This window comes from Paenilisteria newyorkensis (assembly GCF_000766145.1).
GTDB classification, from domain to species: Bacteria; Bacillota; Bacilli; order Lactobacillales; family Listeriaceae; genus Listeria_A; species Listeria_A newyorkensis.
On sequence record NZ_JNFB01000008.1, the window covers coordinates 1 to 13,434 of the forward strand.

Genomic DNA, 13,434 nt, shown 5'->3' on the forward strand with positions numbered 1-13,434 from the left:
TTTTGTTCGGTCTTAAAACGAAGTTTTTACTCGAATAACTACTCCTTTTCACTTGACTTACTACCACTAGACTCATTCGAGATATAATTCCTTCAATTGCGACACAAACTTGCCGAGTTGCTTGCGCTGTGCGTCGGTAAGGTTATCTGCCTCGCGCTTATTTATCATCGTAATCAGCAGAATCAAATGATGGCTCTCGATATCCACATAAAAAATCCGAAATCCACCACTCTTGCCACCTTTAGCGTCTATCTTAGAATAACGAAATTTCCTAAGTCCATTCGTATCCTTCAAAACAACGCCTTTCTTAGGTTCAGACAGCAGTATTTGCTCGAGATTATAGTAATCTTCGCTCGTAAATCCTAACTTCTTGGTGCTACTATCAAACTCATCAACGTAAACAAATTCTCTGGTTAGATGCATATTCTTCGTCTCGCTTTCTTTTAGTATACCCTACTTAATAGGGTAAGTCAATTTTTTATGTTTCCTAACTATACTAAAGAAGCTCCCCCAGAAATCATGTCATTCCCCGCTTATATCTGACATCTCTTACACCAAAGATCTGGCAACACGGATACGTATGTCTTATCAAATGTCATCAAATCATACAACATTTTGTCATAGTAACCGAATTCATCCTCATGCCCCAACAAGTCGTTCATCGCTTTCATTCGTCCAAGAGCATCGTGCGCCATGTCTTTGAGCGCTGGGATAATATACCCCGTGATTTTAATTTGTCCAAACGCTGTTGCCAAAACAACTCGATTCGACTGCCAAACATCCTGCTCGTTCGCCGCAACCAATTTAGCAAGCGACCCTTCATCCATATCTTTCGGAGCAAAATACGTCATGCCCCACTGATCCTCTACAATATGCCGTGGAAAATCGGATAAACTAATCCCCTCCACTTCCTTATCCTGAAAAAATTCCTCCAATGCGACCAGTACATCAGCGCCCTCATCACTGCCAAATGGCGCTTCCTCGTCCCCACAATCGAAATAAAAATCCGATTTAAAATGCGCCACAAAATGCGGATGACTCGTCTTGCGGTCTGGCCCAACTTCCGAATCATCAAAATACATGTCAATTGCCATTCTATTCGTCTCCTCTTCACGCTTTATTTGTGATTCTTTATACAATCTTATTCTACCAAAGCCAGCCCGAAAACAAAAGCCATCCCACCATTGAAAAAAACTGCCCAGTATTGTAAGATGAAAGCAGTTTTCAATTAGGGAAAGAGGGATTATCATGGTTAAGTTACTGCTCATTATTCCATTTATTTTTATACTAGTCGGAATGCCATTTGCCAACCGAATTCAGCCGATGGTGCTTGGCATGCCGTTCAATCTATTCTGGGTTGCCGCGGGAATCCTACTCTCCACCTGCATTCTAGGCATCGTCTACCATTTCGATAAACAAAATAAGGGGGAAGAACAATGACCGCACTCCTCATTTTAACGGCTTTTTTCCTACTTACCTTAGTCATCGGAATCAGGGCACGCCAAAAGCAGAAAATGAACCTCGAAAACTGGGCAGTCGGCGGACGCAGTTTCAACACCGTCTTTGTATTTCTACTCACCGCAGGCGAAGTTTACACCACGTTTTCCTTTCTCGGCGGAAGCGGCTGGGCCTACTCCAAAGGGATTTCCGCAGTCTACGTCATGGTTTATATCGCCCTATCTTACGTCACGTCCTACTTTTTATTACCGCTCATTTGGAAATACGCACACAAGCATCGACTCGTCTCCCAATCCGACTTTTTCGCGAAAAAATACAACAGTAATCTGCTCGGCGTGGTTGTTGCAGTCGTTGGTGTCATCGCGATTATTCCGATTGTGGTCATCCAATTAAAAGGACTCGGCATCATCGTTTCCCTGACATCTTACGGCGCGATTCCAATGAAAGTTGCTGTTGTCGTCGGAACCATCGCGATCATCATTTATTCCGTCATCTCCGGTATTCGCGGCATCGCTTGGATTGCGGTTCTAAAAGACTTCATGATTCTGGCGGTTATCGTCTTCATGGGCATCTATTTACCAATTCATTATTACGGCGGTATCGGCCAAATGTTCGACCAAATTGCGGCAGTAAAACCCGAACTACTCACGTTTCCGCATACGACATACACCGTGACTTGGTTCATCTCGACCGTCCTATTTTACGTGCTTGGTTTCTACATGTGGCCACAAGTTTTTGCGTCGACATTCACTGCCAAAAACGCCCGAACCTTCCGTAAAAACGCGATTATTAGTCCCATCTATACATTAATGCTCTTATTTGTTATTTTTATCGGACTTACCGCTGTTTTGCAGGTTCCAGGACTTGAAGGTGACGCGAGCGATCTTGCCTTATTACAACTCGCGATGAAGACATTTGATCCGTGGTTCGTTGGTATCATTGGCGCGGCAGGCATGCTCACCGCCCTCGTTCCAGGCTCGATGCTCCTCATGAGCGCGGCGACTCTGCTAACAAAAAACATCATTTACAGCTATAAACCCGATACACCCGACGCAAAAATTGCGAGCTTATCCAAGTTTTGCGTCCCAGTCCTCGCGATTATTTCCTGTCTATTCGTTTTTCAAGGTGGAAATGCGTTAGCTGCGATTCTGCAAGTCGGCTATAGCTTGATTGTACAGCTTTGTCCGTCGCTATTTGCCAGTCTAATGAAGCGTAACCCCGTGACAAAGCAAGGCGCGCTCGCTGGCATTATCGTCGGTATCTTGATTACCATTTTCATCAGTAACTACAGTATGACACTCGCGACGCTACTTCCTGGCGTGCCAACCGCGATTAGCGATATCAACATTGGCTTCCTGCCTCTAGTCGCAAACATTGTCGTAACGCTAATCGTGAGCTTACTAACACGCAAAAAAACGCAGATGGCTTAAAAAGCTGTCTGCGTTTTTGTCTTTAATCCATATCAATCGTCGTTTTCTTTTTCGTCAAGCGTAGAATCGTGTAGTACACAACCCCGGCAGCAAGCCATGAAACACCGATGATTTTGGCCAAGTTATCCAGATTAATCATCACATATAGAATAATCAAGAAGCCAATTACTGGCACCACCAAGTGTAGCAGGTAGTTTTTCGATTTCATTTTGATGATGTAATGGTAAACCACCGAAACGTGAATCACCAGAAACGCTGTCAACGCCCCACAATTAACGATTGATGATAGTATACCGATATCATTTACAAAGATAAGTCCGACAACCAGCGATACAAAACCAACCATGAGCGTGCTCAAATATGGCGTCTGGAAACGAGGATGCACTTTTGCGAGGAATTTCGGTAAATTCTGATCGCGCGCCATTCCGAATAGAATCCGTGAAATAGCGGCCTGTGCTGCGAGTGCGTTTGCGAAGCCCCAGGAAAGAATCGTCGCGATAATCGTTACATTTTTCAAGAACGGCCCGCCAGCTTCTCCTGCAATTTGGTAAAAAGCCGTGTCAATATTATCAAAATTGAGATAATCCGGATGAATCAGCGCCGCAATGTACGTCTGAATGATGAATAAGAATCCGACCAACATCAGCGCCCACAAAATCGCTTTTCCGACCGTCTTATTGCCACCTTTCGTCTCCTCGGCAAGCGTACTAATGCCATCAAAACCTAGGAAACTAAGCACCGCGACCGAAACCGCAGTCATCACAAACGGCAAGTTAAAATCAGCGGCATTATAAATCGGCTTCATCGTCACGCCATCACCCGCACCATTTGAAATCGCAACCACGCCAACCGCAATGAAAATCGCGAGTACAATCAATTCGCCGACAAGGAAAATAATGTTCGCCCGCGCCGTAAATGCAATACCACGAATATTAATCCAACTGTTCACCAAAATAAAGATTACCAGCCAAATCCAAACCGGCACATCAGGGACAATCGCTTTTAACGAATTCGCCGAAACTACATAGAGTAGCGCCGGTACAAAAACATAATCCAGCAAAATCATCCAGCCAGCGAGAAATCCGACTGTTTTGTTAATACCACGCTGCGCATAGGCGTACACCGAACCAGCGATTGGAAAAGCTCGCGACATCGAGCCGTAACTAAGCGCCGTGAACAACATCGCAACCATACCAATCATATATGTAAGTACGATCATTCCCTTCGATGCTGTTACTACTTCCCCGTAAATTCCGAACGGTGCTATCGGGACCATAAAAATCAGGCCGTAAATAACTAAATCTTTCAATGTTAACGTTCTCTTTAATTCCTGCTTGTAGCCAAATGACTCCAAACTCCCTTTTTCTGGTTGTGCCATCTTAGTTCAGCTCCTCTGTGCTCCATTTTGTAAGATACGTAAGTGGTAATTCCATTCGCGCCGTTTTATTTGGATCAACAACTTGGCAAACCCGCAAATCAGCCGCAAGAGATAACAAATGTGTCGCGTTCCCTTTGGACAAATCCGTGTACTGCTCCACAAAATGAACCATCTGTTTCGTTGCCATCACGCTTGCCTCGTCTAACGTTTTCGCAGAAGCAATCGTCGCTAACTTCCCATCACGAATCAAAAATGGCGTCGGCCAATCCTTATTTTTGATAACGTTCACCGTCACCGTGATATCACAAGGCACTTCCGCTCCGCAAACCGAAACTTCACCGTCTCCCATCGCGGCATGGCAATCACCCATCGCAAGCAAAGCACCCGCCACATTTACCGGTAAAAATAGCGTCGTTCCTTCGCCAATCTCCTTACAATCCATGTTCCCACCGTGCGCGTCCGGCGTTCCACACGAGACCGCATTCCCAGCTGGCGCCGTTCCAATCACACCAATCATCGTATTCAGCGGTATATCTATCTTTTCTGAAAACTTAATCGCGCCGTTTTCAATCGGAAGTCGGCGAATCGTGTTCTCCGTCAACTCATCACCCATCACGCCCGAATCAGGTCCCGTAAATAGCGTCGCCGTGTCACCAATATCCAATTTCTCAATCGTCACCGCGAGAATATCACCAATCTCTGCGCCTTCCACATAAACCGGTCCAGTCGCAGGATTAATCCGATTCCAATCCAACTTTTCGAATGCGCCATGTTCGTCAGTAATTTGGTCCTCAAAACAGTCATACGCTTCAAAAATAAGCCGGTCGCCATCTTTTGCCGTTGCGATTGCTTGATTCGCTTTGTCCATCGCATAAATCGGCGCACCTTTTTTAATTATCTGTACCATTTCTATGTCACCCTCTCCACTTGAATGCATCTATCTTATAGCTAAATTCGCCGTTTGTCAATGTAGATTTTTGACAATTGCGAACATAAAAACTAGACACAGAATACGCACATCCATGTCTAGCTTATCATTCTATGCAATCACTTCTGAAATCGGCGTGTAGCTTTGCGACTGACCCTTCGCAACCGCCTCCATCGTGATTTGTTTCCGATACGTATTAATCCCTGTCAAAATAGTAGGATTCGCAAGCGCCGCCGCCTCGATACCAAGATTCGCAATTTGCGCCGCGTAAGGGATTGTCACATTCGTCAGCGCCAGCGTAGACGTTCGCGGAACCGCACCAGGCATGTTTGCCACGGCATAGTGCACCACGCCAAATTTCGCATAAACGGGATCATCATGCGTCGTCACTTTATCCGTTGTAGCAAAAATCCCGCCCTGATCCACCGCGATATCCACAAGCACGGCGCCAGGTTTCATCGTTTTCACCATCGCTTCGGTAACCAATTTCGGTGCCTTCGCTCCTGGAATCAGCACAGCTCCAATCACTAAATCTGCCTCCTTCACAACCTCCGCAATAGTATATGGCGAGGAAACCAACGTCTGAATCGCATTCCCAAAAATATCGTCCAATTGCGCCAAACGTTTCGCACTAATATCCAAAATCGTCACATTGGCACCCAGTCCGATCGCAATTTTAGCCGCATTCGCACCCGCCACACCGCCGCCAATTATCGCGACCTTGCCACGTTCCACGCCCGGTACACCCGAAAGCAAAATACCTTTCCCAGACCGTGGTTTCTCCAAAAACTGCGCCCCAACTTGTGCTGCCATCCGTCCCGCAACCTCACTCATTGGTGTCAACAGCGGCAACGAACCATCCGCGCCAACCATCGTTTCATACGCCACAGCCGTCACGCCTTTTTCAAGTAAAGCCGCCGTTAATTCCGGTTCTGCCGCCAAATGCAAGTACGTAAATAATATCAGGCCTTCACTAAAACGTTCGTACTCCTCAAGCAACGGCTCCTTCACCTTCATCACCATATCCGAACGCCAAACCTGCGCCACATCCGCCTCCATCAACGCTCCTGCCGCAACATATTCCTCATCTGGAAAACTAGATCCGACGCCCGCACCGCATTCCACCACGATTTCATGTCCTTGCTTTACTAAATTAAAAACACCAGCCGGCGTCATCGCGACCCGATTCTCATTGTTCTTAATCTCTTTTGGCACACCTATCCGCATAACCCATTCCTCCCATTTTTAAATTATACGACCAATGACCGTTCGTGGCTCATTTTTTCATACGCTTTCGTTTCCACAATATCCGCTAAAATACCAATCAGATTGTAGACTTCCTCATAAGAAATATAGAGCGCAACAGGTGCCAGCCTTATCACATTCGGCTCACGAAAATCAGGAATAACGTGATTATCTTTTAGCGCCTTACAAATCCGATACGCCTCCTCATGCTCTAAACAAACATGCCCGCCACGCTTACTATCCTCCCGCGGATTCCCAATCGAATAACCGTACGGACTGAGTTTTTCCTCAATCAAATACATCAAGTACGCCGTAATATCTAGCGACTTCGCCCTAATCCGATCCATCCCAGCCTCCTCATAAATATTCAGGATACCTTCCATCGGAGCCATCGAAAACAGCGGCTGCGTCCCCGTTTGCCAACCATGCGCCGTCGGATCCTTATCAAACTCATGGCGCAACTGAAACTGCGTCTCATTCTTATTTCCAAACCAACCCGTAAGCCCAGGCTCCTTATCAAAATGACGCGAGTTCAAATAAAATCCAGCAATCGCGCCCGGCCCCGCCGACAAATACTTGTAGCTACACCAAACCGCAAAATCCGGATCTATCGCAGCAAAATCATGCGGAACTGACCCAATCGAGTGACACAAATCCCAGCCAATAATGATGCCACGCTTATGCGCTTCCGCCGTCACACGTTCCATATCAAGTAATTGCGCGCTTCGGTACAATACTGCCGGCAAGAAACAAATCAGAACATCCTCCGTCATCGCTTCAATAATCGCATCCTCATCAATCAATCGCCCATCCACGCTTTTCACAACTTTCACTGCATCTTTCGGATCATAGCCCTTCAATTTTACCTGCGAATCAATCGCATACCGATCCGTTGGGAAATTCAAATCATCCACCAGAATCTTATACCGCTCCTTCGTTGGATGGTAAAACGTACTAATCCCCTTATGAATATTAATCGTGGTATTCGTCATAATCGTGACTTCATCCGCCTTCGCACCAATCAACTTCGCCACACGATCCCCGAGGAAATTTTGATAAAGAAAATACTTACTATTCTCCACTTCCCAAATATTAATTCCATGCTTTTCCCAAAGATCAATCACATGGTACAACGATTCCTTCGCGTCCTTCGAGGCCATACCAAGCGAATTCCCATCCATATAAAGCTCTCCAGGCTGAATGCAAAACCGTTCGCGCATCCCATTCAGCACATCTTCCTCATCTTTTTTTCTAGCAAATTCTAAACTATCCTCAAAATTTCTCATCATCATTTTTCCCCTTCCATTAATTTCTGACTTGCCCGCTCAGGTTGCCGCATCAATAACAACACAAAAATGGATACCGTTCCAATTCCCGCAGCAATCGACAACAGGTTCATCCCCGCTTGCCAACCCGATTTTTCAATTATTTTCAGCACAAGTGGTGCTCCGACAACGATGCCGATATAATAAATCATGTTAATAAACGACACACTATAGCCAATCAGCGCCTTGCGTTTCACGAACCTCGAAGCCATAATCATGATGATACACGAAACCAACCCGACACTTCCCGACAAGACAAACAGTTGCACCACGTACCATCCACTGTTTAAAAACGTCGTGGTAATACACGAAAGCGTTAACAAAATATACGACACAAACGTCAACAACTCCGGTTTCCCCGTCCGATCCACCAAATATCCAGCCATCACACCAAAAGGAATCCCAAAAAGCCCAAACAAACTCGCATAAAAATTCGCACTTTCCGTCGATAACCCATAGAAATCAGTAAACAACTGCGGATAAATCGTAATAAACGTAAATAGAACAAACGCCATACAACCCTGCGCCAGCGCCAATAACCACGTCCGGCCATTTCGAAGCGCCTCCATAAGCGACACATTCCCAGCCTTCCTCGCCGCTGCACTCTCTTTCGGCGGCCCATCCAGCAACAACTGAAACAACACAACCGCCAACAACGCAATCCCCGCCAGAATCCACCAGACACTCTTCAATCCCAGCTGCTCCACAATCGGCAATGTCACATTCATACCAATCAACGACCCCACCGCAGAAAAAATGCCAAACGCCCCAATCGGCGTCCCCGCTTTCTCCTCAGGAAACCAATAATTAATCAACACAATTCCAACCATAATAATCATCGAAAAAGCGACACCTTCCACCGCCCGACTAATCAAAAGCAGTGTAAAATTAGAAGTCAACGCCCCCATTACATTGCCAAGCGCCAAACACCCCATCAAAACAACCGCCAACTGCTTCGCGCCAAATTTCGTCAACAACGTCGCCCCAGGAATCGCGAGGAAAATTCCAGAAATCGTGAAAATCGACATCAACCATGAAATATCGGAAACCGGCATCCCCGTCTCCGTCGCTAGTTGCTTCATCACTGGTACGACCTTAAGCTGGCTAAGCGAAACCGCCACCGCCCCAAAATATAAAACAGCAAACTTGCTCCATCTGCTTTTTAACATAAGCGTCCCCATTCCTTCGTAAGTAAGCGTTATCATTCATTTTTCACACTGGCCTGTGTTTTTTCACGTTATCTTAAGACACCTCCATTATAGCCTTCCCCTCCAAAAAATGTATATGTAAATATGAAGCGTTTTCACGTATATCTCGTACAAATCGAAAGAATATCCTCCTATATTTCACAATGTGGAGGCACCTTTTCAAAAAAACATCCAACAAGACTGATATCACTCACTTTCATTTTATCTCAACCTTCCTGAGTATGTGAAATAGTTTCATATTCCCTAGACCCCATCCTAAAAAATAATAGAAAATCCGCCAACCTTCCTATATAATAAAGAAGCATAGCCATATAATGAGGAGGAATACCAGATGGATCAAATCGACCACCAATTACTCAAACTACTTCATGAAAACGCTCGCATCTCAATTGTCGAACTCTCACAAAAAGTGTGTCTCAGCCGCCCAAGTGTCAAAGAACGTATCGATAAACTCGTCGAACAAGGCGTCATCAAGAACTTTACAATACTCCCATCCCAGCAAAAAATGGGGCATCAGATCTCCTTTTTCAGTGAAATTAGCAACATTAAATGGCCCGCCCCACAAATCGAAGCCGAGCTAAAAAAATATCCAAACATCACCGAAATCCATATTGTACTCGGCAAATCAAACTACCTAATCAAAGCTTCCGTCAAAGATACCAGCGAAATGAAACTCCTAATTGCCGAATGGATGACCTTTTCCGATGTCACGAGCACCATGATTTTAGAAACCACACTGGAGAATCGCTTTATCGACTAATCAAAAAAGCTTCCCAAAAATGAGAAGCTTCCGCACACCTGCCTATTCCAATATAATATCTGCTTTCCTTGTCCAATCAAACGTGATACCATAAGGATTTTTACGATTAAACGTCTTTGTAGCCCGCCCCAACATGACCTCCGGATGCAAAAAGAACGTCATGTATTTCGTGCTGTGCCGAAAACCTTCCCCCTCATCATTTCTAGCAATGATTGTAATGTGCGTATACATCTTCGTACTCTCGGACACTAATCGAATCTGAAAACCATCCATCTTTTCTTGAAAATGAAGTTCCCGCATAGTACCATCACCCCTCGCTAATTATAGGTATATAAGCCTTTTACCACAAAAATGAACACGCCAAACAAAAAAACACCATACAAAAAAACACCATACAAAATTTCGTACAGTGTCACATTCCTTATTTTTTTGAAAAGTACCCGCTCACTTTATAACCCACTCGCTCATCCTTGGTCAAAGCCGTATAAATCGCGGCAATAAACACCGTAATCATCTCAAAAGCAACCAAGATAACCGTCGCCTGCACACCCATTCCGAGCCAAAAAATCGCCCAGTAAATCCGCAGCGCCAGAACAAGCATCGTAATCCACGCCCGTCCTTTATTTTTCGGTATGAAATCAAAGACATGCGAGGCTAAAGCCACGAGTACAAACCAAAACAATTGGCTAACCGTAATCACAAAATCCGCACCCCTATGCGTTTAGTTGTCTATCTAACTTCTCTTTAAAAGCCATAATCATATCAAAAGCAATCACAAAATCAAAATCACTCATGCTATAATTGCTCACAAATTCGCCATCACGATAGCGAATCATTAGCGTTGGACGAACCGTGTCACCAATCGCATCCTTGCTCGTAGCGCCACCATAAAACACCCAATGCGTCGCAGTTGGTGCATTCTCTGATTTTTGCGCCAGATCCGTTTGCACCGTCGACACGATGGCTTCTTGCAGCGCCGCGTCTAGATCCCCTTCGACATAACCATACCAAACCGTGCGATAATAGCGAGCCTCCGATTCATGCGTTTCATCGAATAATTTTTTCATTTTTATAGCCTCCTCAAGTCTCTATTAAAAGCGATCGTTCAACCCAATACCATCCATAATCCGGTCAACATTCTTATCAATCCGCGACTCCCGTGTTTTCGCTTGTTTCGGCGCCGCAAAAAATAAAATATACGCCCGCTGACGCCCCGGAGTCAATCCCTCAAAAGCCTCTCTAAAAGCCGGCATTTCATCGAATTTCCGCTGCAACTCTTCTGGAATTCCAACTTCCTCCTGCTGTTTAAATTCCACTTCCGCCCCCGATTTCTCAACGGCAATCGCTTCCTCCATGTAAGCCTTAATAATTGGCTCCATCTCCACAACCTGCTCCAAACTCGTGAACCGAATCTGGCGCGCCGACTGCACATTCGGCGTTTGCTGAATTAAAATACCATTCGGATCCTTAAACAGCACACCCTTCATAAATAAAATCGCAAAATACTCCTTAAAACCATGTATCAAAAAAACATTCTTGCCCTCAGACATGAAACAAATATTTTTCCATTTAATATCTTCCGTTACACCACATTCCAGCGCCATTCTTCTCAATTCTGCAAATTCGTCCTTATACCTCTTCGCTTTACCCAAGTACTCATCCACTTTAGGCGTCATTTCACCTGCTGCCATCAAAGAACACCTCACTCTAAAATTCTATACTGTATCACGTGTTATTTTAACTTAATTTAGGAGGACTTGCAAATTTGGCTGAAAAGTTTAGCTCAAATCAAGATTACTGTTCTATCTTTTAGGTTGCCGTACACTTCCCTTAATATAAACAGGATTTAATCCATAAGTTTGTCCTTAATATCTCCATTCAATATCCTATCTCTTAATGTGTTGACTCTTGTTTCAATTAAATCACGGGTAACACGAAAATCTTCTATTGTTCCACCGCTAGGATCATCTAAACCCCAATCCTCACGGTACTTGGCTGGTACATAAGGACACTCTACTCCGCAACCCATCGTAATTAAAATATCAAGTTTTTGAGGAATATCCTTCAATAGTTTTGGATGTTGCTCAGAAGTATCTATCCCAACTTCATTCATAGCAACAACTGCTAACGGTTTTACTTCTGGATATTCTTCGGTACCAGCGGAATACACTTCTGAAATATCACCTAGTACTACTTTTCCCCATGCTTCTGCCATTTGCGAGCGACAAGAATTATGAATACAGATAAATGCAATTTTTGTCATCTAAACACCTCTTCCTTATTTTATAGGGATACAATAAGACTCCATTTCCCGAATAAAACCACTGTCATCAAATGTATATATGTCACATGCATTGATACAAGATATTTCATCCTTTTCCCCAAAAAACGCCAGGCCGCTTATGACAACCTGATTGTTTTGTGTAATTATATTTTTGATGTCACATTTTGTAGTCACGGATTTAAAGTAAGCACTTGTCTCCTCGCATTTACCAATCACGTTTTCTATTCCTGTGATCGTACCTTCACCAATAATATGCCATTCAATGGAATCAGATAAATATGGATATATCTCCTCGAAGCGTCCCATTGAGAATGATTCAGCAATAGCTTGTTTATTCACTATGCAAAGCCTCCTATCATGATTTTTAGCATACAGATTGACATGCTAACCCTCCAATTATCTTATGACGCTCTATACTCTATTATACATTGGAAGTAACGTATTGCCAGTTTATTTGATTTCAAACGAGAGCTTCTTTGAGTTAGTTAAATAGCTTAGAGGGCTTTTTCTTCCACCAAAAAGACACTGAATAAACTATACTCAGTGCCTTTATTCTATATTTGTCTTTGTAGCACCGTCACACACTCCACATGTGTCGTTTGTGCCCAAGCTGTTCTATTACGTTTTAAATCGTTCTGTTTTATCTTTTTTACCGAGTTTCTACTATAAGTATGTAGGTTTAATTTTTCGTTTTAATCTTAAATCGTTCTGTTTTATCTTTTTTTGTATTTTGTACAGCGGTGGCAAGCGGGTGGAATTTCATCACTTGCCACCGTTAAACACCAGCTAGCACTCTGGTGTCTTTTTGTCTCATGCTCGGGATGAGCACAATGCTATTATATCATTATCGATTGAAATAAAGAAAGCCCCCGAAAATTAATTCGAGGGCTTTCTTTCGTTTATAGTGTTGAAAATTGAGCTAACGAATCGTACCCAAAGCCGTCAACACGCACAACATATTTTGAATTTATCCAGCCTTCCCAATTCCAATATCCTGCGCGATTATATGCTACCGGATACCAGCCGTTTTTCATCGCTCCGGTATTTACGCGGATTACTTCGTTATTAGCTAGCGTTGTAATGACTTTCCCGCTTGTATTCGGTTGAGCTCGTAAGTTTAGCGCTCCTGATGTTACTACGGCGGCGCACCATGTATTTATTTTCGCTGGTGCTAAATAGTACGTTGTATTCAAATACCCTTTAACATTACGATAAATTACTTTTTTAGTCGTCGTGTCGTATTTTACAACAGAACCGCGATAAACGTATCCGACGATTTCCCCGCGAGCATTCTGTTTACTGTAAACATTTTGTTTTTGTGTAACAACTTCTTTCATTATCGTCGCCTGTGCTGTTACTGGTATCATAAAAATTAATACAATCACTAGTGTTGCTATAACTATTTTCTTCATTAACTA

General features: G+C 43.9%; 17 protein-coding genes. 3 read left to right on the forward strand and 14 right to left on the reverse strand.

Annotation, left to right across the window (positions count from 1 at the left end; genetic code table 11):
* Positions 1-72 precede the first annotated feature (72 nt).
* Positions 73-423, reverse strand: a complete 351-nt coding sequence (locus EP58_RS02870) for a hypothetical protein (RefSeq protein ID WP_036089816.1) — start codon at positions 421-423, stop codon at positions 73-75.
* A 110-nt stretch (positions 424-533) separates the two neighbouring features.
* The gene (locus EP58_RS02875; protein ID WP_036089819.1) at positions 534-1,094 is read right to left on the reverse strand and encodes a hypothetical protein; all 561 of its coding nucleotides are present in this window, start codon (positions 1,092-1,094) and stop codon (positions 534-536) included.
* Positions 1,095-1,248: 154 nt separating this feature from the next.
* On the opposite strand from EP58_RS02875, the gene EP58_RS02880 reads away from it, so the two are divergent.
* A complete protein-coding gene (locus tag EP58_RS02880) occupies positions 1,249-1,440 on the forward strand; it encodes a DUF3311 domain-containing protein (RefSeq protein WP_036089821.1) in 192 nt (63 codons plus the stop codon).
* On the forward strand, positions 1,437-2,888 hold the full coding sequence (locus EP58_RS02885) for a sodium:solute symporter family protein (RefSeq protein ID WP_036089824.1): 1,452 nt from the start codon (positions 1,437-1,439) through the stop codon (positions 2,886-2,888). Before EP58_RS02880 ends, EP58_RS02885 begins: the two co-directional genes overlap by 4 nt.
* 22 nt (positions 2,889-2,910) lie before the next feature.
* Here EP58_RS02885 and EP58_RS02890 read toward each other — a convergent pair whose 3' ends face one another.
* The 5 genes from EP58_RS02890 to EP58_RS02910 all read right to left on the reverse strand — a co-directional run bounded on the left by EP58_RS02890 (position 2,911) and on the right by EP58_RS02910 (position 8,933).
* A complete protein-coding gene (locus EP58_RS02890; protein ID WP_036089826.1) occupies positions 2,911-4,266 on the reverse strand; it encodes an APC family permease in 1,356 nt (451 codons plus the stop codon).
* Position 4,267: 1 nt separating this feature from the next.
* Entirely contained in the window at positions 4,268-5,173 is a 906-nt protein-coding gene (locus tag EP58_RS02895) for an acetamidase/formamidase family protein (protein WP_036089827.1), read from the reverse strand.
* 132 nt (positions 5,174-5,305) lie between these two features.
* Positions 5,306-6,421, reverse strand: coding sequence for an alanine dehydrogenase (gene ald, locus EP58_RS02900; RefSeq protein WP_036089830.1), 1,116 nt, complete (start codon positions 6,419-6,421; stop codon positions 5,306-5,308).
* 23 nt (positions 6,422-6,444) lie between these two features.
* Positions 6,445-7,731 carry a kynureninase gene (kynU, locus tag EP58_RS02905; protein WP_036089834.1) on the reverse strand — a complete coding sequence of 429 codons (1,287 nt, stop codon included), beginning with the start codon at positions 7,729-7,731 and terminating at the stop codon, positions 6,445-6,447.
* Positions 7,728-8,933: an MFS transporter gene (locus EP58_RS02910; RefSeq protein WP_077917803.1), complete on the reverse strand. Its 1,206-nt coding sequence runs from the start codon at positions 8,931-8,933 to the stop codon at positions 7,728-7,730. Before EP58_RS02910 ends, kynU begins: the two co-directional genes overlap by 4 nt.
* Positions 8,934-9,303: 370 nt before the next feature.
* On the opposite strand from EP58_RS02910, the gene EP58_RS02915 reads away from it, so the two are divergent.
* On the forward strand, positions 9,304-9,732 hold the full coding sequence (locus tag EP58_RS02915; RefSeq protein WP_036089836.1) for an Lrp/AsnC family transcriptional regulator: 429 nt from the start codon (positions 9,304-9,306) through the stop codon (positions 9,730-9,732).
* A 42-nt stretch (positions 9,733-9,774) separates the two neighbouring features.
* Here the strand turns inward: EP58_RS02915 and EP58_RS02920 are convergent, their stop codons facing one another.
* From EP58_RS02920 to EP58_RS02950, 7 genes are all read right to left on the reverse strand, one after another.
* Positions 9,775-10,032 carry a hypothetical protein gene (locus tag EP58_RS02920; protein WP_036089839.1) on the reverse strand — a complete coding sequence of 86 codons (258 nt, stop codon included), beginning with the start codon at positions 10,030-10,032 and terminating at the stop codon, positions 9,775-9,777.
* A gap of 121 nt (positions 10,033-10,153) precedes the next feature.
* Positions 10,154-10,432, reverse strand: a complete 279-nt coding sequence (locus EP58_RS02925) for a hypothetical protein (protein WP_036089841.1) — start codon at positions 10,430-10,432, stop codon at positions 10,154-10,156.
* 13 nt (positions 10,433-10,445) lie between these two features.
* Positions 10,446-10,799, reverse strand: coding sequence for a hypothetical protein (locus EP58_RS02930; RefSeq protein WP_036089844.1), 354 nt, complete (start codon positions 10,797-10,799; stop codon positions 10,446-10,448).
* Positions 10,800-10,823: 24 nt separating this feature from the next.
* Positions 10,824-11,423, reverse strand: coding sequence for a YdeI/OmpD-associated family protein (locus EP58_RS02935; protein ID WP_036089847.1), 600 nt, complete (start codon positions 11,421-11,423; stop codon positions 10,824-10,826).
* A 155-nt stretch (positions 11,424-11,578) separates the two neighbouring features.
* Positions 11,579-11,995, reverse strand: a complete 417-nt coding sequence (locus tag EP58_RS02940; RefSeq protein WP_036089850.1) for an arsenate reductase ArsC — start codon at positions 11,993-11,995, stop codon at positions 11,579-11,581.
* A gap of 15 nt (positions 11,996-12,010) precedes the next feature.
* Positions 12,011-12,355, reverse strand: a complete 345-nt coding sequence (locus EP58_RS02945; RefSeq protein WP_036089853.1) for a hypothetical protein — start codon at positions 12,353-12,355, stop codon at positions 12,011-12,013.
* Between the two features lie 560 nt (positions 12,356-12,915).
* A complete protein-coding gene (locus tag EP58_RS02950) occupies positions 12,916-13,428 on the reverse strand; it encodes an SH3 domain-containing protein (RefSeq protein ID WP_036089856.1) in 513 nt (170 codons plus the stop codon).
* Positions 13,429-13,434: the final 6 nt, after the last annotated feature.